This is a genomic window from Acidisoma sp. S159 (assembly GCF_009766125.1).
Lineage (GTDB): Bacteria > Pseudomonadota > Alphaproteobacteria > Acetobacterales > Acetobacteraceae > Acidisoma.
Genome location: NZ_LMUG01000009.1, coordinates 120,361 through 144,108, shown reverse-complemented (window position 1 = coordinate 144,108; position 23,748 = coordinate 120,361). Strand labels below are relative to the sequence as shown.

25 protein-coding genes and 1 pseudogene are annotated in these 23,748 nt (G+C 63.0%); 13 read left to right on the top strand and 13 right to left on the bottom strand.

Annotated features, from left to right (window positions below; all coding sequences use genetic code 11):
* Positions 1-206: 206 nt before the first annotated feature.
* Positions 207-1,559: an adenylosuccinate lyase gene (gene purB / locus GSQ92_RS06055; protein ID WP_158805559.1), complete on the bottom strand. Its 1,353-nt coding sequence runs from the start codon at positions 1,557-1,559 to the stop codon at positions 207-209.
* A gap of 83 nt (positions 1,560-1,642) precedes the next feature.
* On the opposite strand from purB, the gene GSQ92_RS06050 reads away from it, so the two are divergent.
* Both GSQ92_RS06050 and GSQ92_RS30755 read left to right on the top strand, forming a co-directional pair.
* Positions 1,643-2,269 carry a YjbE family putative metal transport protein gene (locus GSQ92_RS06050; RefSeq protein ID WP_254065892.1) on the top strand — a complete coding sequence of 209 codons (627 nt, stop codon included), beginning with the start codon at positions 1,643-1,645 and terminating at the stop codon, positions 2,267-2,269.
* Between the two features lie 518 nt (positions 2,270-2,787).
* Positions 2,788-3,624 (top strand): hypothetical protein, encoded by an 837-nt coding sequence (locus tag GSQ92_RS30755; protein ID WP_254065891.1) that lies wholly within the window; start codon positions 2,788-2,790, stop codon positions 3,622-3,624.
* A 174-nt stretch (positions 3,625-3,798) separates the two neighbouring features.
* Here the strand turns inward: GSQ92_RS30755 and GSQ92_RS31575 are convergent.
* Positions 3,799-4,041, bottom strand: a pseudogene (locus GSQ92_RS31575) (metallophosphoesterase family protein); the annotation flags it as partial.
* A gap of 30 nt (positions 4,042-4,071) precedes the next feature.
* On the opposite strand from GSQ92_RS31575, the gene GSQ92_RS31390 reads away from it, so the two are divergent.
* Entirely contained in the window at positions 4,072-4,200 is a 129-nt protein-coding gene (locus tag GSQ92_RS31390) for a hypothetical protein (RefSeq protein ID WP_256367078.1), read from the top strand.
* A gap of 206 nt (positions 4,201-4,406) precedes the next feature.
* On the opposite strand, the gene GSQ92_RS06035 is transcribed toward GSQ92_RS31390, so the two are convergent.
* The 6 genes from GSQ92_RS06035 to GSQ92_RS06010 form a co-directional block, all read right to left on the bottom strand.
* On the bottom strand, positions 4,407-4,589 hold the full coding sequence (locus GSQ92_RS06035) for a hypothetical protein (RefSeq protein WP_158805556.1): 183 nt from the start codon (positions 4,587-4,589) through the stop codon (positions 4,407-4,409).
* A gap of 340 nt (positions 4,590-4,929) precedes the next feature.
* Positions 4,930-5,523 (bottom strand): patatin-like phospholipase family protein, encoded by a 594-nt coding sequence (locus GSQ92_RS06030; protein WP_158805555.1) that lies wholly within the window; start codon positions 5,521-5,523, stop codon positions 4,930-4,932.
* Between the two features lie 73 nt (positions 5,524-5,596).
* A complete protein-coding gene (locus GSQ92_RS06025; RefSeq protein ID WP_158805554.1) occupies positions 5,597-6,385 on the bottom strand; it encodes a hypothetical protein in 789 nt (262 codons plus the stop codon).
* Positions 6,386-6,736: 351 nt separating this feature from the next.
* Positions 6,737-8,017, bottom strand: a complete 1,281-nt coding sequence (locus tag GSQ92_RS06020; protein ID WP_158805553.1) for a neprosin family prolyl endopeptidase — start codon at positions 8,015-8,017, stop codon at positions 6,737-6,739.
* 438 nt (positions 8,018-8,455) lie between these two features.
* Entirely contained in the window at positions 8,456-10,264 is a 1,809-nt protein-coding gene (locus GSQ92_RS06015; protein WP_158805552.1) for a glycoside hydrolase family 15 protein, read from the bottom strand.
* Positions 10,257-11,042: a glucose 1-dehydrogenase gene (locus GSQ92_RS06010; RefSeq protein ID WP_254065890.1), complete on the bottom strand. Its 786-nt coding sequence runs from the start codon at positions 11,040-11,042 to the stop codon at positions 10,257-10,259. Before GSQ92_RS06010 ends, GSQ92_RS06015 begins: the two co-directional genes overlap by 8 nt.
* A gap of 130 nt (positions 11,043-11,172) precedes the next feature.
* Between GSQ92_RS06010 and GSQ92_RS06005 the strand changes: the two genes are divergently transcribed.
* Entirely contained in the window at positions 11,173-11,766 is a 594-nt protein-coding gene (locus GSQ92_RS06005; protein ID WP_158805550.1) for a mismatch-specific DNA-glycosylase, read from the top strand.
* Between the two features lie 349 nt (positions 11,767-12,115).
* Here the strand turns inward: GSQ92_RS06005 and GSQ92_RS06000 are convergent, their stop codons facing one another.
* Both GSQ92_RS06000 and msrB read right to left on the bottom strand, forming a co-directional pair.
* Positions 12,116-13,150 carry a LacI family DNA-binding transcriptional regulator gene (locus GSQ92_RS06000; RefSeq protein WP_216856747.1) on the bottom strand — a complete coding sequence of 345 codons (1,035 nt, stop codon included), beginning with the start codon at positions 13,148-13,150 and terminating at the stop codon, positions 12,116-12,118.
* 241 nt (positions 13,151-13,391) lie between these two features.
* On the bottom strand, positions 13,392-13,805 hold the full coding sequence (msrB, locus tag GSQ92_RS05995) for a peptide-methionine (R)-S-oxide reductase MsrB (protein WP_158805548.1): 414 nt from the start codon (positions 13,803-13,805) through the stop codon (positions 13,392-13,394).
* Between the two features lie 97 nt (positions 13,806-13,902).
* On the opposite strand from msrB, the gene GSQ92_RS05990 reads away from it, so the two are divergent.
* The 7 genes from GSQ92_RS05990 to GSQ92_RS05960 all read left to right on the top strand — a co-directional run bounded on the left by GSQ92_RS05990 (position 13,903) and on the right by GSQ92_RS05960 (position 20,429).
* Entirely contained in the window at positions 13,903-14,511 is a 609-nt protein-coding gene (locus tag GSQ92_RS05990; protein WP_158805547.1) for an aminodeoxychorismate/anthranilate synthase component II, read from the top strand.
* 72 nt (positions 14,512-14,583) lie between these two features.
* Complete coding sequence (gene trpD, locus GSQ92_RS05985) at positions 14,584-15,621, top strand: anthranilate phosphoribosyltransferase (protein ID WP_158805546.1); 1,038 nt, start codon at positions 14,584-14,586, stop codon at positions 15,619-15,621.
* A complete protein-coding gene (gene trpC, locus GSQ92_RS05980) occupies positions 15,618-16,442 on the top strand; it encodes an indole-3-glycerol phosphate synthase TrpC (RefSeq protein WP_158805545.1) in 825 nt (274 codons plus the stop codon). Before trpD ends, trpC begins: the two co-directional genes overlap by 4 nt.
* Entirely contained in the window at positions 16,439-16,921 is a 483-nt protein-coding gene (gene moaC, locus GSQ92_RS05975) for a cyclic pyranopterin monophosphate synthase MoaC (RefSeq protein ID WP_256367077.1), read from the top strand. The genes trpC and moaC overlap by 4 nt, the downstream gene beginning before the upstream one ends.
* The gene (glp, locus tag GSQ92_RS05970; RefSeq protein ID WP_158805543.1) at positions 16,918-18,123 is read left to right on the top strand and encodes a gephyrin-like molybdotransferase Glp; all 1,206 of its coding nucleotides are present in this window, start codon (positions 16,918-16,920) and stop codon (positions 18,121-18,123) included. Before moaC ends, glp begins: the two co-directional genes overlap by 4 nt.
* Before the next feature lie 2 nt (positions 18,124-18,125).
* The gene (locus GSQ92_RS05965) at positions 18,126-18,449 is read left to right on the top strand and encodes a DUF167 domain-containing protein (RefSeq protein ID WP_216850561.1); all 324 of its coding nucleotides are present in this window, start codon (positions 18,126-18,128) and stop codon (positions 18,447-18,449) included.
* Between the two features lie 81 nt (positions 18,450-18,530).
* Positions 18,531-20,429: an ABC transporter ATP-binding protein gene (locus GSQ92_RS05960; RefSeq protein ID WP_158805542.1), complete on the top strand. Its 1,899-nt coding sequence runs from the start codon at positions 18,531-18,533 to the stop codon at positions 20,427-20,429.
* Positions 20,430-20,480: 51 nt separating this feature from the next.
* Here the strand turns inward: GSQ92_RS05960 and GSQ92_RS05955 are convergent, their stop codons facing one another.
* Positions 20,481-20,942, bottom strand: coding sequence for a MarR family winged helix-turn-helix transcriptional regulator (locus tag GSQ92_RS05955; protein ID WP_158805541.1), 462 nt, complete (start codon positions 20,940-20,942; stop codon positions 20,481-20,483).
* 100 nt (positions 20,943-21,042) lie between these two features.
* On the opposite strand from GSQ92_RS05955, the gene GSQ92_RS05950 reads away from it, so the two are divergent.
* Together GSQ92_RS05950 and GSQ92_RS05945 are read left to right on the top strand one after the other, a co-directional pair.
* Positions 21,043-21,417 carry a nuclear transport factor 2 family protein gene (locus GSQ92_RS05950; RefSeq protein WP_158805540.1) on the top strand — a complete coding sequence of 125 codons (375 nt, stop codon included), beginning with the start codon at positions 21,043-21,045 and terminating at the stop codon, positions 21,415-21,417.
* 117 nt (positions 21,418-21,534) lie between these two features.
* Positions 21,535-21,726: a YqaE/Pmp3 family membrane protein gene (locus GSQ92_RS05945; RefSeq protein ID WP_158805539.1), complete on the top strand. Its 192-nt coding sequence runs from the start codon at positions 21,535-21,537 to the stop codon at positions 21,724-21,726.
* On the opposite strand, the gene GSQ92_RS05940 is transcribed toward GSQ92_RS05945, so the two are convergent.
* Together GSQ92_RS05940 and GSQ92_RS05935 are read right to left on the bottom strand one after the other, a co-directional pair.
* A complete protein-coding gene (locus GSQ92_RS05940; protein WP_158805538.1) occupies positions 21,723-22,658 on the bottom strand; it encodes an ROK family protein in 936 nt (311 codons plus the stop codon). The genes GSQ92_RS05945 and GSQ92_RS05940 overlap by 4 nt on opposite strands.
* Entirely contained in the window at positions 22,658-23,725 is a 1,068-nt protein-coding gene (locus GSQ92_RS05935) for an SIS domain-containing protein (protein WP_159013123.1), read from the bottom strand. The genes GSQ92_RS05940 and GSQ92_RS05935 overlap by 1 nt, the downstream gene beginning before the upstream one ends.
* Positions 23,726-23,748: the final 23 nt, after the last annotated feature.

The window sequence follows — 23,748 nt, the reverse complement described above, 5'->3', positions numbered from 1 at the left end:
ATTAAACTCAATTCTTCGACTGCCAAGTGTCGGCGGACGAAACACCAAATTACCGCGCAGTACCTGCAAAGTCGTAACGCGCTCGAGGTCTTCGTCGTGCCGCGCGATTCCCGTCAAATGCCAGGGCGCGATGGAACGCAACCCGGCTTCGTGAGTGCGCGGGATTGCAATTCAGATGGGGCCGCGTTGACCGGAGGCCGACGCAATCATTTGTCGCCTGCGCTCTTTTCACCGAAGACGCGCTCAAAGAGACGGTCGATGTTGCGCAGATGGGCCTCGGGTCGCATGGCCTCGTCCAGGATCGCGGAAGGGACGCGGCCGGCAACTTCCGGATCGGCGTCTAGGTTGGTGCGGAAGTCGCGGCCCTCGGGCGTGCCGAGCTTGGTCCAGGTCTCCATCGCATTGCGTTGCACGATGCGATAGGCGTCCTCCCGCAGGATGCCGGCGCGGGCCAGCGCGAGGAGCACCTCGCCGCTATGCACGACGCCGCCCAGCGCATCGAGATTGGCCGCCATCCGCTCGGGGTGAACGACCAGCTTCGCCATCATCCCGGCCAGCCGCACCAGCGCGAAGTCGAGTGCGATGGCGGCATCCGGCGCGAAGACGCGCTCGACCGAGGAGTGGCTGATATCGCGCTCGTGCCACAGGGTGACGTTCTCCAGCGCCGGCACGACGGCGGCGCGGACGATGCGGGCGAGGCCGGTGAGGTTCTCGCTGAGCACCGGGTTGCGTTTGTGGGGCATGGCGCTCGACCCCTTCTGGCCGGGGTGGAAGAACTCCTCCGCCTCCCGCACCTCGGAGCGCTGCAGATGCCGCACCTCGGTCGCGAGGCGTTCGATCCCACTCGCCACCACGGCGAGGGCGGAGAACCACGCAGCGTGGCGGTCCCTTGGGATGACCTGGGTGGAGACGGGCTCGATGGCCAGGCCGAGCTTCCCGGCGACATGGGCTTCCACCGCGAGGTCGAGATGGGCGTAGGTGCCGACCGCGCCGGATATGGCGCAGGTGGCGATCTCGGCCCGCGCCGCGACCAGCCGCGCCCGGTTGCGGGCGAATTCCGCGTAATGGCCGGCGAGCTTGAGGCCGAAGCTGGTGGGTTCGGCATGGATGGCATGGCTGCGGCCGATGGTCAGGGTGTGCTTATGCTCGATCGCGCGGGTCTTCAGCGCCGCCAGCACCGCATCGACATCGGCGATGAGCAGGTCGGTGGATTGCACGAGCTGCACCGAGAGGCAGGTGTCGAGCACGTCCGAACTCGTCATGCCGAGATGGACGTAGCGGCTCTCGGGGCCGATGCCCTCGGCGAGCCAGGTGAGGAAAGCGATCACGTCATGGCGGGTCTCGCGCTCGATCTCATCGATCCGGGCGACATCGGCGGGGCCGATTGTAGCGAGGCGGGCGTCGCCCTTCTCGCGGATGACGCGGGCCGCCTCCTCGGGGATCGCGCCAGTGAGCGCCATGCCCTCGGCCGCCAGCGCCTCGATCTCGAACCAGATGCGATAGCGGTTCTCGGGCGACCAGATGGCGGCCATCTCGGGGCGGGAATAGCGGGGGACCATGGCGGTGTTCCGGCTGCGGTGCCCGGTCGCCCTAACGTCAGGGGGCGGCGTTGACAAGGAGGGGGCGGATCATGAGGTAGGGGATGATGAACGATCTGCTGCTCTCCCAGCTTGCCGCCCTGGCCCAGGTGCTGGTGATCGACCTCATGCTGGCCGGGGATAATGCCGTGGTCATCGGCATGGCCGTTACCGGCCTTTCGGCCGGGCAGCGGCGCTGGGCGGTGCTGTTCGGCGTGGGCTTCGCCGTGGTCATCCGCGTGGCGATGGCCTTCGTGGCGCTACGGCTGCTGGCGATCATCGGATTGACGCTGGCGGGCGGGCTGCTGCTGCTGTGGGTTTGCTGGAAGATGTTCCGCGAACTGCGGCGCCGGCCGGCTCATGGGGCGGGTGGCGTGGCGAAGAGCAAGACCGTGTTGCAGGCGGCAATCCAGATCGCCATCGCCGATATATCAATGAGCCTGGACAATGTGCTGGCGGTTGCCGGGGCCGCGCATGACCATCCCTGGATCCTGGCCCTCGGCCTGTTGCTTTCGGTGGTGCTGATGGGGGTTGCCGCTAGTTTGATTGCGACGCAGTTGGAGAAGCGGCGGTGGATCGCCTGGGTTGGGTTATTCGTCGTATTCTTTGTGTCTTTGCGCATGATCTGGGAGGGCGCGCATAGCGTGCTCGACCATTTTGGTATCGATGTTTGGGCGATGGTCGCGGGGTAAGGTTTGAGCCTCGCTGTCCCGTGTAGTTAGAAGTTTCTTAAGAGTTTGCTGTCTAACACTATCGTCGTGATTCATACCTTACTCCCGTTTTTTCCAGCAATCTGAAAGTGCGCCGTGTGATTGGCATGGGCGCCAAGCACATGTGCTATGCTGATACAGCGCGGATTGCGCTTGATGTAGGCGGTGCCCCGCGCAGTCTGACCGATGGCGCGGCCGATTGGCACGCCGCCCGCATGGCCTCGCTTGATGATGCGAAGCGACAATTCTTTTTTGTTTCGTACTAGCAACTTCACAACCCAAATACCAAAGCGTATCATGGCCCTGCGGCGACCGAAGCAGTGAGCGTGGCTATCTATGTTAAGGTGGCAATGTGGGATGATGCCGGCGCGCTGGCGCGTCGATCAAGGCCCAAGGTCAGCCTGCGGTATCAAGTGACTCGTGCGGATCGCCGTGGAGAATTACGCGGCCCTCAAACTTCAACGCGCATAACGCATAGTAACGAGAGGAGTGGTAGCACCATGACTGTTGACTTCACTAAGTTTCCTTATCCGGGACTGCACAATCCGCATGCCGCTACGCTGACGGAGGGGATTGCGGCAGCGCCGGTGCCGGCAGGTTTTGCCGTCGTCACTCTCAAGGGACCGCATATCTCCGACTTTTCCGACAGGGTAAGGGCATTCGCCACCGCATTACGCGCTAAGGCCGCGAGTTCGGGAGTGACGGATATCACTGCCTACCGTCAGATCCGGCGGAATGAACTCGGCGGCGCGGTTCCGTTCGACCAGGCCATCTGTGAAACTGCGCTGCATGATGCTGAGCAGCTCCACATCGAGAAATTTCTTGGGGTGCCCGTTGCCCAGATGATGTTGAATAACGCGATCGCCGATTGGGCTTTGATAGTTGAGTTTCAGAGCCCAGAACATGCAACAGTGGCGGCGCAAGTTTGGAAGCGAAAGGGGGAAGAGTTTGAGATTCTGACGCGCGACGTAACCTCCTTCTCTGTTGGCACCTTTAAGAACATGATGCGCTACAGCTCGGTCTCGCGGGATCCCAATCTCATCCAGTTCTTCAATTTCTTCCCCGGTCCTAGCAAGCCCGAAGTTTTATGGCCCGCCTGGCAAGAAGCGCTCCCATGGTTCTTCGATATTGGCGAAATCCGGTCATCTTTTCCTCTGCAGGCACTCGACGCGGACCAACAACTGGCACTGATAAACTACGCGCATTTTGACTCCGTCAAGCATTTTATAATCGGCATATTGTACGATCCCAGGTACCAAAAGATCATAAAGGAGTGCTATGCAGATCGTGGCGTCCTTCTTCCCATGCCGTTTTTCTGTAAGATTGTGCCAGTGTAAAGTATCAGCACGTTCTTTAGCCCGGCTCGCAGGCTGCGGAAATCGGCGTGATCTGAGTCTCTGATCTTGCCGGATTTCCGACGACAGTGCGAAAGGAGCATCGAGGCACCAATAGACTCCCGGCAGCGTCATCGTCTGCCGATAAATGCCGCTGCCGGCGGCCTGCTGGGGTATCACAGCCTGAGTCGTGCAGAAGTTTGCTCGGAAGGCGCTGAGCGATGGCTTATCGGCTGGGGTTTTGGCTTCACCGTCGTGATTGCCGGCAATAGCAATGATCTTTCCCGGGTAGTGGCTATACGGCCGGTAGAATCGCTCGCCGTAGTGGTCGGCTTTGCCGGGACCGTAGAGCACGTCGCCCAGATGAAATAGGAAGGCGGGATTGAGCCCCCCAGCGCTCGGCTTGAAATCAGTTGCCATTTCGTTGGCGATTTCTTCGGCCTCGTCGGCATGGCCGGCGCCGCTGTCATCGAGCACGTGGAAGCGGATTTCCCCGAGCTGCTCGATCTCCTGCACGCCGCCGCCGCCGATGATGTCGCCCAGGTCGATATTGCCATCGCCGCTTGGTGGCGGGATTGAACCGAGTTGCTCTTTGCTCCAATCAACCAGTTGTTTGTGGCTGGCGGCGGCTGGGACTCCCCCACATAGCGGGGGCAAGTGATAGGTCGGAGTTGCGTAACGCGTGGGCATACTGGCGGCAGGAGACGGTGAGTTTGGAGGATGCGCCATCGCTTCTGTCACTCCTTGATGGGCCTCGTGTGGAGGCCGCGTTGAAGCGTTCTTTTTTATGGCGTCGGCGGAGTAGTTCCCGGCGCCGTGCTGAGCCCCGCCGACGGCGCGTAGTAAAGGCGGATGCTCTCCTCCGCTAAGGCATAGCCCGCCTTCATCAGCAAAGCCTGCTCATCCGTCGTGAAGGTGTTCAGCCGCGTCCTCGTATCCCTCGCCTTGTCATACTCGGCTTGAGACAAGCCGGGAGGCAGCGTGCCGGCACCACCGGCATGACGTTCAATCCCCAGAGAGTTCCTGTCCTGATATTTTCTCGGTACGCGCCGATCAGGATCCGTTCACGAAGCGCCTGATCCTGGTCCATCGTTATATCGACGACGCGCCGGAGTTGGCTGAGCCAGTCGGTCGGGGGCGCCTCGAGATCGCCGAACGGGCGCCCAGCGTTGCTGACAAGAAGTGTCTTGAAACGCTTCCAGGCGGGTTCAAGACCCATGTTGTCGTAGACCCCGCCGTCTGACAGCATGCATCGCTGGGTGAAAGGCGGCCGGTGCAATCCTCCATCGTTCTGCGGCGGATCGACTGTCAGGTGGCTGAAATCGAAGGCGGCTGGCGAAAGAACGGCGGAAAGGCTGAGGAGGCAGCGATGACCTCTGAGAGCGGGAAACTGGGGTTCCGGATGCTGCCGACCTGCCAATCCAGTACAAGACTCCGGGAGAATTGCATGTCCCGACCACTCATCAAGTTCGTCGTATTGAAGACGAATTCTGGCTGGCTAGGCAGGTCTTGCAGCGTTCTTGTGCCTGCGAAGTTGCGTCCGTAGGATTCGGCCACATGCCTAAAAGCGTGGTCCCAAGGTAGGAGACCGAGTGTGATTGCCTCATAGTCGATGCCGTCGCCAGCTTGCTTGAGAATAGGCCGGATGAAGACCTGATCGAGATTTGTCAGGTGTTCCCCAATCCATTGAAGGTCCGTACGGGCCAGGGCCACCGCGAGAACGCCCGCCGCGATCGATCCGCCGGATACACTTGAGACCAGTGCAATCTTCCGGAGCAAGCCGAGCTCGTTAAGTCGCCAGATCGCGCCTGCATGGAAGAGCATGGCTCGATAGCCACCGCCTGAGAAACAAAGTGCGATGGCATCGCGAGGCGGGCCATCTTCGTCCAGAAAAAAAGGCATCGATAAGATGATCCTCTTCCCAAAAACTAAAGCAAAATTCGGTCGAGACAGAAGCGCAGTATGCTGACTTCCGTCAGGTAATGATGGCTAGGACCGTGTCGTTTAATGTTGCGATGGCGGCTTTCTTGGCGAATGATTTGAGCTCGCCGACCGTCAAGCTCGAAGGAACGCTGAAGGCATCCAACTTCGCTTGCTCCATTTGCACGCGGTCGTTGGGAACGCCTCCAGGCGGCCCCGGGACTCTTGCTCTGTCAAGCTGAGCCTGCGCCGAGGATTTGATCATTATCCTGAATATCCTGTTCGTAACGCTATCGTCTTGAACCTCGGAAGGGAGCACTTGTAGATTCGTTTTGCCCACATCCACCAGATCCTCAAAGGTAGCTTGGCCTTGGGCTAGTTGAGGCGCTCCGGGAGCAGGCGCTGGACCTGGCACAACGCGCCTGGGAAGGGCAAAACCGAACGTAGGAACCGCAAACCCGGCGCCGGGCGCAACCGGCCCGCTTCCACCACCGCTACTGGCAATGGCGTTGACGACATTGTCGACAGGCGGGCACCTCGCCGTGCCGGCGGAAGACGGGAACCAGGCGGACAACATCTTCTGCAGCGCGAAGACGCCGGTGAGGAGCCCGCTGAGTTGCGCGACCGCGGTCGCGGTCTGTGAAGCGCCAGTTCCCTTAGTTTGCGAGACTAAATAGAGGACTAGTGGAACGCACGCGACAAGCGCCAGGTTGGCCGCGAAGTACCAATAAGCAGTTGCCTCAGCGGACCGATATTTCCTGGCATACCAAGCAGCGCCGAGGATAACATCGATAACAAAACCCTCTGGCGCTGGATCGAGTGCGCTGCCCGGCGCCGCTGGCACCCCCGTCTCGTTTTCAGTGCTGGGACAAGTGTCTTTGCTTTCTGTCGCCTCCGATGCCCACTGAGCAGGTCTCCTTTCGCGGGTATCTGGTCGATGTCGTCGACGCTCATCATGAATCCTAATTAAATCGCGCCGCCATTGACATGCTTTTGAGTATTGAGAACTGTACATGCCTAAGTCACAGAGTCGCTCTAAGGACACGCAGACCGTCGATCGCTTGACAAACTGGCTTGAGTGGAGCAACGAACGTTAGCGCGAAGAGAGGCGCTGTTTAGATTTTGAATGAAGGCGAAGTTCGGTGGAGCTGTCCGCCCGAAGAAGGGTTCACCACGCCACCTGCATTAGTTAAGATTATGTAACCCCTGTGGGCCGAGCTACTGTTCCTGGACCGCCGAAGAAAAAGTACTTTCCCCAATCAGCCGACTGTTGATTTATGATCGTATAGGAATCCGGCCAGTCCTGCGATGGCAGAAGATCAGCGTCTTGAATACTGCCACCCGACGGATAGTAGTAAATATTTCGCTGATACGCCGCTTGCCCGCTACCTTGAGCCGCGAAGTTTCCACTTCCCATTGCGGGATATGAACCCGCGCCGACAGTTTCTCCGCCATAGTCTATCTCGGTGGCTCCAGTCGTCATCGGACCATTTCTGTAAAGTGTGGTCGGATAGTATCCTACAGCATTAACAACGTCGGTGCCATTCACGTAAAGCCACCAGTTTCCTTCGGAGAGCAGGAAGCTGAGCTCTAATTCCGCTTGCTCGCCTCCAAGCGCACTAACTTGCTCCAGTGCAACACCTATGGCGCACGTCGGGCTGTACTGCACGAAATCTCCAGCATCAGCGCTATAAGAGCCGCTGCTTGTGTAGCCGTCGGCGGTCCAATAAGTGAACAGGACAGGCTTCGAGTGGCCGTATTTTTGTGGGAAGACCTGCCAGCCGACCTCCGCCGTTTGGAGAAGACCGGCGCTTCCTGTTGCGACATACCATTGTTGTGACAACGAAAATACTTGGGGGTCCACGATAGTTGGATCCCAGACGTTCAAAAAGCTGTGTCCGCCAATGTTGTTGACCCGCTGATACGCATGCGCATACTCGTGTGGGGGTTCTGTCGAACTTGGCGCATCGGGGCGGGTAAAGAGCTGAGATGATCGTTTTCTGTTACTCCTAGGATTCTTCTTGTAGAAATGCTCGAGGTCCTCGAATTTGGTCATCTCGCCTAACGTAACGCGTCGTAAGGGAACAGAACCTTCGGGACACGTCATCGCATTGCCGTAACGGTCAGCGCGCCCGGGACGTAAAGGAGCCAAGCTAGGAATATTTGATGGGACGGGATCGGACGCGCACCTCGGCAAAACCGGCGGCGATGCAAGGGGCCTGCCCGACCTCTTTAGGGCCGGCTGCTCTTTAACGGGTACACAGTCGAATACTTGACCACCCGTATCTACGAAACTGTGCGACACCATAACGTTATCATAAAGACTAAGTAAATGATGTCGCTGCGCTTCGAACGAGGTCGAATCTTTTACCTTAGAATGTTGCTTTGTCTTATAATCATTGTGAGTGGCTTTTGCCAGATTATCGTAGAAGACCTCGAACGGCTCTAACATTCTTGCGTCTTCATCGGACGACATCTTTCCGCTCCCGACAGAGAAACTGCCTGCGCATTCTACGGCGCTTAAAACACGATCTAACGAAGAAATCAGGTCGAGTCCACAAGAAAGTTCCGAAACAAGAACGTATAGTAGGAAGTCATCAGGGGCGTCTATATTTTCATCAATTATTAGCTGTAGAGCTACAGATTGAGCCGGTTCCAATCGCGTGGCCCAGCAGCTATTATTAGAGCCTGTTACGCACTTTTCGATGGCCGTGGATTAATGGCGCGGATATGTACCGCTTCTGCCCTTAAGCCCGATCCGTTTGATGTCAGCGACGAGAAGTAGTCGATGGTTGTTAATAATCTGGCCCTGATCGAGGAAGATGCGCCGCAGCGAGAGTATCCGCTGCGGGAGGATCATGGATAGCCGCACGCTGCGTTCGACGCCTGAAAGTAGCACTTGCGCGAAGCGGTGTCAGGCCTTCCATGTCTCGACGCGACCATCTGCCAATTCTCGGTCGAGGTAATAGGCGGCGCTGATCAGGGCGAGATGCGTGAGAGCCTGCGGGAAGTTGCCGAGTGCGTCACCGCGTGGACTTAGCTCCTCGGCGAAGAGGCCGAGGTGGTTGCCGTAGCCGAGGATGCGCTCGAACTTCATGCGCGCCTCTTCCAGCCGCCCGGCGCGCGCCAGGCATTCGACATACCAGAAAGAACAGGCGGTGAAGGAGCCCTCGCTGCCCGCCAGCCCGTCATCGCCGCGATAGCGCCAGACCAGGCTGCCATCCGTTAGGCGTTTCTCGATGACATCGAGCGTCGCGACCCAGCGCGGATCCGTGGCACCGATAAAGCGGACCAAAGGCATCAGCAAAAGTGACGCATCGACTTCGGTGTTGTCGCTGCATTGAACGAAATGTCCGGCCTCGGCGTTCCAGAACTCTCCATGAATGCTCTCATAAATCTCTTTTCGCACTTTGCCCCATTCCGCGATGGGAGCAGGCAATGAACGCTTGTCGGCGAGACGGATGGCGCGATCGAGGGCGACCCAGCACATCAGCCGCGAGTGCAGGAAATGACGCGGTTCTCCGCGTACCTCCCAGATCCCGTGGTCGGGATCGCGCCAGTGCTTCACAACATAGCCGATCATGCGCTCGACATTGCGCCAGCTCTCGTAGCTGATCGCGCGACCATATTTGTTTTTGAGGTAGAGGCTATCCATCAGCTCGCCATAGATGTCGAGCTGCACTTGGCCCGAAGCATCGTTGCCGATACGCACCGGGCGTGAGCCTTGAAAGCCCGCCATGTGATCGAGTTCGCTTTCCGGGAAATCCTTGCCACCGTTGAGGCGATACATGATCTGCACCTGACCGTCGGAATCGCAATCCGCCAAACGATTCTCGACCCAGTTCATGAAGTTGCTGGCCTCCTCGATATAGCCGAGGCGGATGAAGGCGTAGACAGTGAAGGATGCGTCGCGGATCCAGGTGGCGCGATAATCCCAGTTGCGGCCTTCACCGAGGGATTCCGGCAAACCGAAGGTGGGTGCGGCGATCATCGAATGATGATCGCGCGATGTCATGAGCTTGAGAACCAGTGCGGAGCGCATCACGGTCTCTCGCCAGCGGCCGCGATAGGAGGAACGCGCGCTCCACTTCCGCCAATGTTCGGTCGCCATCTCAATCAGGACGTCGAGCGCCTGCGCGTCCGGCGCGGGATCGGCACCATCGAGAAGAAACGCCACCGTTTGACCGGCTTCGAGGGTGAATTCCGCGGTCGCTTCGCCCTCGCCGGCGGAAAGGCTGGCATGGCCGCTCAGGCGCAGCGGTCCGAGCGTGCTGGATTGGAAAGTCACTGAGCGCTCACCAGCCCCGGCGGCCGGCGTTTCGCGACCGTAGTCGGGGCGCGGGCGGCAGAGGAGGTGAAAGGTCACGCGTCCGCGCGTGGCGGCGGCGCGGCGGATAAGGCGGGTGGGGCCGCCGCCTGGGCCATCCCTGGGCACCAGCACATCCAACACCTCCGCGCTGCCTTCGGTACAGAGCCAGCGGGTGACGAGAATATTCGTATCGGGGATGTAGGACTGGATGCGACGCGCGCCGGGTAGATCAGGGCGTAGCGTGAACACGCCGCCTGAAGGGTCGAGCAATTCGGCGAAGATCGTCGGGCTGTCGAAATGCGGCCAGCACAGGAAGTCGATGGCGGCATCATGGGAAACCAAAGCCGCGGTGGCGCGGTCACCGATGATGCCGTGGTCGCTGATTGAGCGCTCGGGCGGCACGGGCTCAGCCATTCCCGCGAAACTCGGGATAGAGGCACATGCCGCCATCGACGAAGAGCGTGGTGCCGACAACGTAATCCGATTGGTCAGAGGCGAGCCAGACGGCGGCGCGGCCGATATCGGTGGCCTCGCCGATGCGGCCGTAAGGGATCAGCTTGAGCAGTTCCTTCGCCTTGTCGCCTTCGGTTTCTTTGACGTTGATTGCGGTGCGGATGGCGCCGGGCGCGATCGAGTTGATGCGGATGCCGTGTTCGGAGACTTCCTGGGCCATGGTCTTCATCATCAGCATGATGCCGCCTTTGGAGGCCGCGTAGTTTACATGCCCAGCCCAGGGAATGACCTCGTGCACCGAACTCATACAGATGATTTTGCCGCGGGCGCGCGAGACCTTGCGATCGGTCTGGCGAAGGAATTGGCGGACCGCAGCCTGAGCGCAGAGGAACTGGCCGGTGAGGTTGACGTCGAGCACCTTGCGCCAGTCCTCGATCGTCATCTCAGTCAGCGGGGCGTCTTTCTGCATGCCGGAATTGGCAATCAGGATGTCGATGGCGCCGAAGGCAGCGAGCGTCTCGGCGAAGAGTTTTTCGACATCCTCGGGTTTGGATACGTCGGCGCCGATGGCAATGGCGCGGCCGCCGGCCTCGGTGATCTTCTTTGCCAGAGCCGCGGCCGGATCCGGTTGGCTATTGTAGTTGATCGCGACGGCGGCGCCCGCCTCGGCCAGGGCTTCAGCGCAGCCATAGCCGATCCCGGAACTCGCACCCGTCACGATCGCGACTTGTCCATCCACCCGGCATTCCATGCAACCGCTCCCGCTTGTCCGCGACTAAGTTGGGGCTGTTGCACGAGGGGCAATGGCAGAGCCCGCGACGAGACGCCGCGGCTTTATGCGGATTGGGTTTTGTCCTAGACCGCGCGCCATGGACGTTGCCGACCTCGCCCTGACCCCGCTCCCGGACATCGTTCCCGATGTGCTGGCGCCCGGCCTCGACCTTGTGATCTGTGGCACTGCTCCGGGGACGATATCGGCCGCGCGGCAGGCCTATTACGCCAATCCGGGCAATCGGTTCTGGCGGATCCTCGCCGAGACCGGGCTTACGCCGCGTCTGCTCCGGCCCGAGCAATATCCCGAGATGCTGGCAATCGGCATCGGGCTGACCGATGTCTGCAAGACCGCCTTCGGGCAGGACGATACCCTGCCCGCAACGGGGTTCGACCGGGCGAGGCTGGCGGCAAGCCTGCGGCGGTACCTGCCCGGAGTGCTCGCCTTCAACAGTAAACGGGCCGCCTCCGCATTCCTTGGCGTGCCCACTGGCCGCCTCGCCTATGGCCGCCAGGAGGATTTGCCGGAGGCGGAACTTCCCGCGATTTTCGTACTGCCTTCGACCTCGGGCCTCGCCTGCCGTGCCTGGCACGCCGCGCCTTGGCATGAGCTGGCGGGACATGTGGCACGGCTCCGTGCGATGCGTTCAGCGAAACTTATCACCGGATCTTCACGAAGCACGGCTTTGTGAACCACGCCCGACAGTTCAAGGTAATAAACGCGGACTTCCCGCTTTCTCGACCACCGGAGCTGTAATGAAATCCTCTTCGATCCTCGCCCTTCTCGCCGGCGCAATTCTGCTCGCGGCCTGCGCTCAAGAGCCTGCCCGTAAGTTGCCGGTAAAAGAGACGGCGTCACCTGGCCAGAGTTCTGCGCCGACCGCGGGTGCAGGCAGTGCTGCCAAGGACACCAGAACCCAGTAAGTCCGCGCCCGGGGGCGGCGCGGCCTGCTTGCGGCCGCGCCGCCCCCAGAAAGCCGCTCAGCGAGTCACGAGATTTCGGAGGAAGCGCGCACTGCTTGGATCGGGCACCGGGGACCCTCACCAGTCCGGAGCTGCCGCGGAGGTCATGCGGGGTATCAGAGTGAAGTCCGGGCTGTGCCGCAAAAAGGCGCCATCAAGTTCGCCCGAGATGCGGCGGGTCAGGGTCTCCACCGCAAGACGCGCCAGTGCCTGTTTCGGTTGCGCGATGGTGGTGAGGCCGATGCGCGCTAAGCGGGCGAGCGCGATATCGTCGAAGCCAACCACCGAGAGATCTTCCGGCACCCGCAGACCCGCGCGCGCGGCGCAGTCGAGCACTTCGATGGCGTGGAGGTCGTTCGCGGCGAAAATGGCGGTAACCCGCTTGTCGCCGGTTAGCACCGCCTCAATCGGCGCCACGACACCGTCGATCAGCGCGGTATCGGGCTTTTCGTGCCAAAGCAGAAAACATGGCGCGAGACCGGCCTCTGTGAGGGCAGCGGCATAGCCGCCCCTACGATCGACATCAGCCTTTTCCTCCCGCACCGAGTCCGCGAAATAGGCGATACGCCGGTGCCCAAGCGCAATCAGGTGCCGCGTGGCCGCGGTCGCCGCCGCGACATCGTCCACCGCGACCACATCGCCCCAGTTCGCGGAACAGGTGACGAAGACGACCGGCACACGGTCACCCACGACGGTGCGCGCTCCCTCCGCATCGCCCGCGTAGGCGAGGAATAGGAGGCCGGCGACCCGGTGCTCGATGAGGTTACGGATGCCGGTGAATTCCACGTCCTCATCGACCTGCGTGTTGCAGATCATCACCTGAAAGCCGTGGAACGTGGCGAAGTGTTCGATGAACTTCGCCATCTCGGCATAGAAGGGATTGGCCAGGTCGCCTACCACCACGCCAAGTACCGCGCTGCGTTGCTGCACGAGCTGGCGGGCGACGATATTGGGCTGATAGCCAAGCGCGACGATTGCCGACTGCACGCGCTCGCGGGTCTGCGGGTTGACGCCGGCCACATTGCGAATGACGTTTGAGACGGTGGATTTCGACAGCCGCGAGAGTCGCGCCACATCATGGATCGTCGGTGGCCGGTTGCGCGGGGGCGGCACGGCTAGAGGGCCACTAAGCCGTTCGGCGCGTTTACCAGCCTGACGAAACCGCTATCCCCTGTGCTTCCCGCCGTCCGCCCGACCACCGCCGCGCGCGCCAAAGACATCAGGCAGACTCCCCGCATGGAGCGTTCCAGATGACGCAGCGCTCGGATGTCGTCAAGTTTTGGGGAAACTTCCTCCGCCGCGTCACCTCGGAGTTGGTCCGAGACGCCGTGGCGGATGATGCCGTCAGCCGAAATCAGTCCGGAACGAAGTTCAGGGCGACGCCGTTCATGCAGTAGCGCTCGTAGGTCGGCGGTGGGCCGTCGGGGAAGACATGGCCGAGATGGCCACCGCAGCGGCTGCAGTGAACCTCGGTGCGGACCATGCCCAGGCTGCGGTCCTCTGTCGCCTCGACCGCGCCGGCGAGGGGAACATTGAAGCTTGGCCAGCCGGTGCCGCTCTCGAACTTGGTGTCCCCGTGGAACAGGGCCTGCCCGCAGCCGGCGCATTCGAAGGTTCCGGCTCGCTTCTCGCGCAGCAGGGCGCAGCTGCCCGGCCGCTCCGTGCCGTGGTGCCGGAGCACCTGATACTGCTCGGGGGTGAGCAGGCGCTTCCACTCGGCGTCCGTGTGGGTCACGGGGTAGGTTTTGATCTCGGTCTGGGTGCTCATGCTTTGCCCTTCAACATCGCGCCGCGTGCTTCGGCCGCCCGGCGTGGGCGGTGCGCTCTGATTGACCCTATGGGGGTGCGCGGAGCACAATATCGGCATGATCGTGCTCATCGACAACTACGACAGTTTCACCTTCAACCTGGTGCAGTTCCTGGGCGACCTCGGCACGCCCAGCGAGGTCTGGCGTAACGACGCGATCAGCGTGGATGCGGTGGTGAGCATGGCGCCTGAGGCGATCGTGCTGTCGCCCGGTCCTTGCACGCCGAACGAGGCTGGCATCTGCCTCGACCTCATCCGCGCCACGGCGGGCAAGGTTCCTTTGCTAGGAGTTTGCCTCGGTCATCAGGCGATCGGGCAGGCTTTCGGGGGAGCGGTGGTGCGGGCGCCCTCGCCTATGCACGGCAAGGTCAGCGCCATCACGCATGGCGGCAGCGACGTGTTCGAGGGGCTGCCGAGCCCATTCCAGGCAACGCGGTATCATAGCCTGATCGTGGAGCGCTCGACCTTGCCGGGCGAACTGGAGCCGACTGCTTTTACCGAGGACGGGATCATCATGGGTCTGCGGCACCGCACCCTGCCGATCTTCGGCGTGCAGTTCCATCCCGAGAGCATTGCGAGCGAATACGGGCACGAGATCCTGGCAAACTTCCTGGCCATCGCGCGTGGCCGCAACGCTCCTGGCGATGTATCCCGCCGCGCCGCGTGAGCGGCGGATTACTGAGCCGCCGCCTCTTCTCGTGATACGCCTCGGTCTAACCGGCTCTCGGGCGACAAGCTCGTGACCGGTGGGATCCGGCCGCTGCTGGGCCGGCTCGCCCGAGGCGAGACGCTGACCGAGGCTGAAGCCGAGGCTGCCTTCGGGGCGATCATCACGGGCGATGCGACGCATGCGCAGATCGGCGGCATGCTGATGGCGATGCGCGTGCGCGGCGAGACAGTGGCCGAAATGGTCGGCGCCGTGCGGGCTTTGCGCGCGCGCATGGTGTCGATCATGGCGCCGGAGGGTGCCATCGATGTCTGCGGCACCGGGGGAGACGAGGCCGGAACGCTCAATATCTCAACCGCCGTGACCTTCGTGGTGGCGGGCTGCGGTGTGCCGGTCGCCAAGCATGGCAATAGAGCGCTGAGTTCCCAGGCCGGCGCCGCCGATGTGCTCGAACATCTCGGCATCCGCATCAATCTTCCGGCGGCGCGGCTTGAGGAAATCCTCGCCGATACCGGCTGCGCCTTCCTGTTCGCTCCTGCGCATCATCCGGCCTTGCGTCATGCGGCCCCGGTGCGGGCGGAACTCGGCACGCGGACATTGTTCAACCTGCTCGGGCCATTGGCCAATCCCGCCGGGGTGGCACGGCAGTTCACCGGGGTCTATGCCTCCCACTGGACGCGGCCGGTTGCCGAGGCGCTGGGCAGGCTGGGCACGAGCCATGCCTGGATCGTCCATGGCCAGGGCCTCGACGAACTGACGCTGTCCGGAACCAACCATATCTCGGTTCTCGAAGCTGGGCGGGTACAGGACGTCACCTTGGAAGCGTCGGAGGTCGGGTTGCCTCACGCGCCTCTGTCGGCGCTGCGCGGCGGGGACGCGGCGGCCAATGCGGCGGCTCTGATGCGGCTGCTGGAGGGCGAGGCCGGCGCCTATCGCGATACGGTACTCCTGAATGTGGCAGGTGCATTGATGGTAGCGGGGACTGTTACCGGCCTGACGGATGGTATAGCGGCGGCCGCGGCGGCCATCGATAGCGGGGCCGCACGGGCCGCGCTGGAGACTCTGCGGCGGGAAACCCAGACCGATGATGAAACGAAGACGAAATCATGACCACTGAGACCTCCGACCTCCTCGTCCAGATCTGCGCTCATACGCGGGCGGAGACTGAGCGGCGCCGTGGGGCGGTTTCGATTGAGGCGATGCGTCAGAAGGCGGCGGCGCAGAAGCCGCCGCGTGGCTTCGGGCGGACGCTGATGGACCACGTCAATATCAGCGGCGTGGCGCTGATCGCGGAGATCAAGAAAGCCTCGCCTTCGGGCGGCCTGATCCGCGAGGACTTCGATCCGGCGAAGCTTGCGCGCGCTTATGCGAATGGCGGAGCGACCTGTCTCTCGGTCCTGACCGACCAGCCGTATTTTCAGGGTGAGCCGGCGCATCTCAAGGCGGCGAGGGAGGCGGTGCCTCTGCCGGTTCTGCGCAAGGATTTCATCCTCGAGCCTTGGCAGGTTTACGAGAGCCGGGCGATGGGTGCGGATTGCATTCTGCTGATCATGGCCGCGCTCACCGATAATGAAGCGCGTGAGCTGGAGGCGCTGGCCCGGGCGATCGACCTCGACGTGCTGGCCGAGGTGCATGATGAGGCGGAGCTTGATCGCGCCCTGGGACTGCAGACGCCGCTCATTGGCATAAATAATCGTAATCTCAAGACGCTGAAGATCGATCTTCATACTTCGATCAAGCTTGCGCCGCTGGTGCCGCCCGACAAGTTTCTTGTCGCGGAGAGCGGCATACGCACGGCGGCCGACGTGCGCCAGCTCGTCGAGGGCGGGATCCAATGCTACCTCGTCGGCGAGAGCCTGATGCGCCAGCCGGATGTGACGCAGGCGGTGCGCGCCCTGATTGGCCCCGAGCGGGCGGCGCACGGCGCTTGAGCGGCGATGCCCTCACCCATTTCGATGCGGCCGGCCAGGCCATCATGGTTGATGTTTCCGGCAAGTCGGTAACCGAGCGGGAGGCGACAGCACGCGCTCGCGTTACGATGCGGGCCGAGACATTGGCGATCATCTTGGGCGGCACGGCGAAAAAGGGTGATGTGCTGGGTGTCGCGCGGATCGCGGGCATCATGGCTGCCAAGCGCACGGCCGATCTCATTCCGCTTTGCCACCCCCTGCCCCTCTCCGCCGTGACGGTCGAACTCACGACCGATGCGGGCGGGTCGGCGGTCGAGATCGTCGCCACCGTCCGCACCGTGGGGCGGACTGGGGTGGAGATGGAGGCGCTGACCGCGGCGTCCGTCGCGGCGCTGACGGTTTACGACATGTGCAAGGCGGTGGATCGAGGCATGGTCGTCGAGGGGTTGCGCGTCGTCGCCAAATCCGGTGGCGCGTCTGGCGATTTCCACGCGCCATGATCTCGGTGGCGGAGGCGCGGACGCGGATCCTGAGCGGCCTGGTGCCGACAGGGGCTGAGATCGTGAGCCTTGCCGAGGCGGCAGGGCGGGTGACCGCGGCGCCGGTCGTGGCGCGGGTGAGCCATCCGCCCGCGGATGTTTCCGCGATGGACGGCTACGCGGTTCGGGCAGCGGATGCGGCGCAAGGCGCCCGGCTGCGGCTGATTGGCGCGGCACCGGCGGGGCATCCCTTCGCCGGGAAGGTGGCTGCCGGGGAAGCCGTGCGGCTTTTCACTGGCAGCGTCGTGCCCGAGGGGGCCGATACCATCCTCATCCAGGAGAACGCGGAGCGCGACGGCGAGGAGGTGATCGTCACCGTATCGCCCGCGCCCGACCGGCATATCCGGCCGGAGGGGCAGGATTTCGCCACCGGCGAGACCCTTATCCCGGCCGGGGTGCGCCTGCTGGCTCGGCTGGTCGGTCTCGCGGCGAGCGGGGGTCATCCCTGGCTCTCCGTACATCGGGCGCCGAGGGTCGCCATCCTTTCCACCGGCGATGAGATTGCCTTGCCGGGTGAGCCGCTGAGGCCCGGCGGCGTGGTGGCCTCGAACGGTCCTGCGATCGCCGCCCTCGTGCGTGCGGCCGGAGGTGAACCGGTGCTGCTGCCGACGGCTCCCGATACGCTCGAAGGGATCGCCGAGGCGGCTGCGGGGGCTCGGGGCGCGGATCTCCTGGTGACGACGGGCGGGGCGAGCGTCGGGGACCACGATCTGGTGCAGGCGGCGCTGGCGGCGCAGGGGATGGTGCTCGATTTCTGGCGCATCGCGATGCGCCCGGGCAAGCCGCTGATGTACGGGCGGCTTGGCGATATGCCGATGCTGGGGCTGCCGGGCAATCCGGTTTCTGCTTTGGTCTGCGGCATCCTGTTCCTGATGCCCGCGATCGCGCGGCTGACCGGGCTTCCGGGTGATCCACCGATGGCGGAACCGGTGCGGCTCGGGGCCGCGATGCCCGCCAATGACGGGCGCGAGGATTATGTGCGTGCGAGCCTGCTGACCCAGGATGCCGGAGGATGGATCGCGCATCCCTTCCCGGTGCAGGATTCCGGGATGCTCAGCCGGCTGGCGCGGGCTGATGCTCTGGTCATTCGGCCACCGCACGCGCCAGCCCTGGACGCCGGCGCGATAGTGCCGGCGATACGTCTGGCGCCGCTGGGGATTTAGCGGTGACCACCGTTCCGTACCGCCGGACGCCCGAGGGCGTGATGCTGGCGGTGCGTTTGGTGCCTCGTGCCAACCGCAACGGGCTGGATGGTGTCGTGGTCGGCGCGGAGGGGCGCGCGGCGCTTCAGCTTAGGCTGGTCGCGCCTCCGGTAGAGGGCGCGGCGAATGCGGCGCTCGTCGCTTTTCTGGCGACCGCGCTTGAGTTGCGAAAGGGGGCGGTGACAATCAGGTCCGGTGAGAGGTCACGGTTGAAGGTGGTGATCCTCTCGGGTGACGGTGAGGCGATCGAAGGACGGCTGGCGGAGTGGATCGTTGGCGAGGATTGACGACTCCTTTCACCGCACGACAGGCCTCCCTCCCCCAACTCGGGGTTGATCCCGTTCGCGCGTGGGGCCACCCCTAGGGGCATGTTCCGTTTCTTCGAAGCCATCCTTCAGCCAACCGAGGTCGATCCGGATCGACCGCCGCCTACCATGGATCAACCGCATCCCCTCGCGAGCTTCTACTGGCATTTCGTGCGCCAGACTCCGGGACTGGTTTTGGCGCTGTTCGCCGCCGGGCTAGCGGTCGCCGCGCTGGATGTGACGATCCCGGTCTTCGTCGGCCGCATCGTCTCGCTGGTGACCAATCATACGCCGAAGACGCTGATCCCCGATGCCGGATGGCAACTGGTCACCATGCTGGTGGTGCTGCTGGTGGTGCGGCCGGCGGCGCTTCTGGCGCAGAACTTGGTGACCAACCAGACGATCGTGCCGAGCGTGACCAATCTCATCCGCTGGCAAAATCACTGGCACGTCGCGCGGCAGAGCTGGACGTTCTTTCAGAATGACTTTGCCGGCCGCATCGCGACGCGTGTCATGCAGACTGGGCCGTCGCTACGAGAGAGCGTGGTCTCGGCGACCAATGCGGTTTGGTACATCCTTGTCTATGGTTCGAGTTCGGCGGTGCTGCTCAGTCGCGCCGATTGGCGGCTCGCCATGCCGATCCTCATCTGGTTCATCGTCTATGCGACGATGCTGCGTCTGTTTGTGCCACGCATGCGGGAACGGTCGCGCGCGATGTCGACGGTTCGCTCGGGTCTCACGGGCCGCGTGGTTGATAGCTACAGCAATATTCTGACGGTCAAATTGTTCGCACGGGTTCGCGCGGAGGATGACTTTATTCGCCAGGGGATCGACGAGCACACGAATGCTTTTCGCTATCAACTACGCCTCACCACGGTCTGGAACATCACCCAGGCGATGACGAATGCGCTGATGGTAACTGGCACCGGCACAATCGGCGTGTGGCTGTGGCTGGATGGCCGGGTGCCCGTTGGCACCGTCGCGATGGCGATCCCGATGGCGTGGCAGATCGCGAATATCTCGGCCTGGGTGTCGCAGAACATCACCTCGATCTTCGAGAATGTCGGCACGGTGCAGGATGGCATGCGCTCGATCGCGCAGCCGTTGCAGATGCCCGACGCGCCAGACGCCGTGCCGCTAAGGCTAGACCATGGCGCCATCCGCTTCGAGAATGTGGTCTTCGATTATGGCCGCACGCCGGAGATCAATTTCCAGGGCCGCCTCGGCGGCGTGCTGCGCGGCGTTTCGCTCGATATCGCGCCGGGCGAGCGGATTGGGCTGGTGGGACGGTCGGGCACGGGCAAATCGACGCTCGTCAACCTGCTGCTGCATTTCTACGATCCCGCGACGGGGCGCATTCTCGTCGACGGGCAAGATATCGCGGGTTTGACGCAGGAGAGTTTGCGCGCGGCGATTGGGATGGTGACGCAGGATACGTCGCTGCTGCATCGCTCGATCCGCGACAATATTCGTTTCGGACGGCCGCATGCGACGGAGGCTGAGATTCGTGGTGCCGCCGAACGCGCTCATGCGCTGAGCTTCATCGAGGGGTTGCGCGACAATGAAGGCCGCGTGGGTTTCGAGAGCCATGTGGGGGAGCGCGGCGTGAAGCTTTCCGGCGGCCAGCGGCAGCGTATCGCCATCGCGCGGGTCATTCTCAAGAACGCACCGATTCTCGTGCTGGACGAAGCGACCTCGGCGCTGGATTCAGAGGTCGAGGCGGCAATTCAGGAGCAGCTCACGGGGCTGATGGAGGGCCGCACGGTTATCGCCATCGCGCATCGGCTTTCCACCATCGCGCAGATGGACCGCCTGGTGGTGCTGGATCAGGGCCGCATCGCGGAAGAGGGCACCCATGACGCGCTCATCGCGCGGGGCGGCATCTATGCGTCACTGTGGCAGCGACAGTCTGGCGGAAGCGACGCGGCGCGGCGCGAGGGTCAGCTCGCAGCGATGATCTAGGGTCCGGACTCAGCCAGCCTGCCAACAGACGATCAGGTCACTCCTCCTTCTCTAAAACTGGCGCGCCGGTGGTTCGGCGCTCGCGACCCGATCGAGGTTCGCGATCAGGCGCGTCAGCAGGTTGACGAGCTGCCCGGCCTCCTCGTCCGTGAAGTCGCGCAGTACTTCGCGATTGCCTTGAAGGAGGACAGCAACCGCGTCGGGCAGGCGCGCTTCCGCGACCTCGGTCAGCGTGATGCGGCTGCTGCGGCCATCGGCAGGGTCAGGTGTCCTCTCGATCAGCCGGTCCCGCTCCATGCGGGCGAGCATCTGCGCCATCGGCGGCTGCTCGATCTTGGCGAAGCGGGCGAGATCACGTTGCGTGCTTGCCCGGCCATCCTGAAGTGCGACCAGCACGGGCAGATGTCCAACGCCGAAGCCGAGCGGCTTGAGCCGCGCTTCGCTGAGGCGGGCGAAGCCGCGTGCCGCGAGGCTGATCAGGTGCCCCGGCGTCGAGAGCACATCCAGGTCCATCGCCCTCATTCCTTGCACCTACTGTCTTGCTGATGCATATGTGCATATGTAATTGAATTGACCTCTCACACAGCGCCCGCACTATGCAAGGAGAATCCCGATGGACGATGACGTCAAAACCCTCGAACACATCTACGATCGCTTCAACGCGCGGGATATCGACGGCGTGCTGGCCATGCTCGCCGATGATGTCGCCTGGGCCAATGGCATGGATGGTGGCCATGTCCACGGCCACGAGGCCATTCGCGGGTACTGGACAAGCCAGTGGGCCTTGGTCAGTCCGTGTGTTGAGCCTGTGGGCTTTCATCGGGCTGAGGATGGCGCGATCGTCGCGGAGGTCCGGCAATCCGTCCGCGATCTCGAGGGCAAACCGCTCCGGGGGCAGGCGCACGGGCTGAAAGACAGGACGGTCGGGCACGTTTTTCGTTTTCGAGAGGGCAAGGTGGCTCGCTTCGACATTCAGGATGCTGCCTAGGGCCAGACTTTTAGAGTGCGTTCTTGCCGTGGGACCACGTGCGGTAACGTCGGTTGCTCATTGGACGGCAAGGAGTAGCGCGCTATCTGATTCGTGACGTCTCCGGAGAACACCGTCATGCGCCTGCTGCTCGCTTTGCTGCTTCCCGGCATTTCGTTTTTCACGATCGGACGGCCTTGGGCAGGGATACTCTGCCTTTTCTTGCACGCGACCATTATCGGCTGGGTGCCGGCGGCGATCTGGTCCGTCTATGCCCTTAACCAGTGGGAGACGGATCGCAAGCTGCGCCTCGCGGGGTATCAGATCTAACGGCTCAGGCCGCGCAACCCCAATGCGGCCGCGCCGATGATTCCTGCGTCATTGCCGGTTTCGGCGAGGAGGAGCTGAGGCGGCCGGCCGAAGGGCGCCCAGTAGAAGCCTTCGAGGAAAGGCCTCACCGTATCGAGCAGGAAGGTTCCCGCGAGCGATAGGCCGCCGCCGAGAATGACGGCTTCGAGGTTGAGCATATTCGACATCATGCCAATCGCCTGAGCGATCCAGCGGCCCCCTTCCCGCACCACGCGCAGTGCAATCTCGTCGCCCGATTTCGCGAGATCGAAGACTTGCTTCGTGGTTGTCACGTCATGACCGTCCGGGCCGAGAAATTGGTAGCGCCGCAGCAGCGCCGTCGCGCTGGCGAGGAATTCGAAGGTGCCGGGAACGCGGCTGGGCAGGTCACTGCGGTTGGGATCCAGGCAGATCGCGCCGATCTCGGGCGGCAGGCCGTCCGGCCCCTCGATCACCTGCCCATCGATCACCACGGCGCCGCCGATGCCGGTACCGAGGGTTAGGACGGCGAAGCGCTGGAAAGCGCGGCCGGCGCCGCAGTCCAATTCGCCCGCTGTGGCGCATACGCCGTCGTTGCCGACTACGGTCGGCAGGCCGAAGCGCTCCTCGAAGCTTGCCTTGAGGGATCCACCGGCCAGCGGCGGGGCATTCGGCACAGGCTTCATGATCGCTCCTGTCCGCGGATTAGCATAGCCGGGGATGCCGACACCGATCGCCACCGGGGCCGGATCCGCATCGATCATTCGCTCGATCTCGCCGCCGATCTGCGCCGCGAAGGCCGAAAACTGCAGCGCACGGTCGAGTGGCAGGGCGCGGCGCGTGAGAATATGGCCATCCCCTCGCACCAGGCCGAGCTTAACCGAGGTGCCGCCGACATCAACGCCGATGGCGTGGCGGAGCCTGCCTTCGGACATCAGGCAGCCCGGATCTTGACGTTCAGCCGCTTGCCGAGATCGGGATAGATCATACCCGGAACCTCGATCCCTTTCGCGCGAGCGATGTGGAAGGCGATCCATTGGAAGGGGAATAGCACCCAGGTTGCATCCGCCCAGCCCGCCTTCGTCTTCGGCCAGTCGATCGCGAGGTCGAAACGCGTGGCGAAGTCAGATAGGTTGGCGATGGCGAGCTTGGGGCCGAGTGCCGTCAGGGCCTCACCGAGATTCGCGGCGACCCGGGCCTCATCGACGTCACGGGCGATGACGATGACGAGGCTGCGGTCGTTGGTGCCATAGGCGTGGCCGTGCAGCGCTTCCTCGATGTCATAGCCGGAGGTCGGGACGCCGGTGATCTCGGCGATCTTGAGGCCGCCCTCGATGGCACTGCCGACATGGCCGAATTGGCCTGCGACCTGGATGTAGTCGGGCACGCCGTAGCGGGCGAGGAGATCGACGGCGGCGGCCTCGGATTGCCGCACTGTGGTTTCGAGCGTGGCTTCGAGCCCGGCCGTGTCCGGCTTCTCGCCGCCGAGGTGGCCGGCGATGGTGAGCAAGGTCAGGACGCTCGCGGTATAGCCCTTGGTCTTCGGGCCGGCTTTTTCCTCGCCGATCGGCATGAGCACCATCTCGGCGCCGGTTTGGCCGAGCGGACTGCCCTCCTCACCGACGACGGCGACGGTCGGCAGACCAAGCGTGACCGACTGGCGCACCGCCTCTACTGTCGTCGTGCTGCGGCCGGATTGGGAAAGGGCGAGAACCAATGCCTTCGGGCCTTGGGCACGCGGCGAGTATCTCAGGAAGGCCTCAGGCTCTTTGAAGGAGAGCGTGGCACCGGTCGCTTGCTCGAGCGCAGGGCCGGCGGCGATGAGCGCATTCATCGAGGAGCCGGTGCCGAGGAGGATGAGACGCTCGGGCCGGCTCGCGAGGCTCGGGAGCGCCGCCAATTTGGGCGCGACGAGGTCGGGCAGCGCCGAGAGAATGGCGGGCTGCTCGCGGATGTAGCCGTCGATCTTCATCGTCATCTCCCTGTCGGGTGGGCTGTTCATCCTAGAATAAATCCATTTGAATG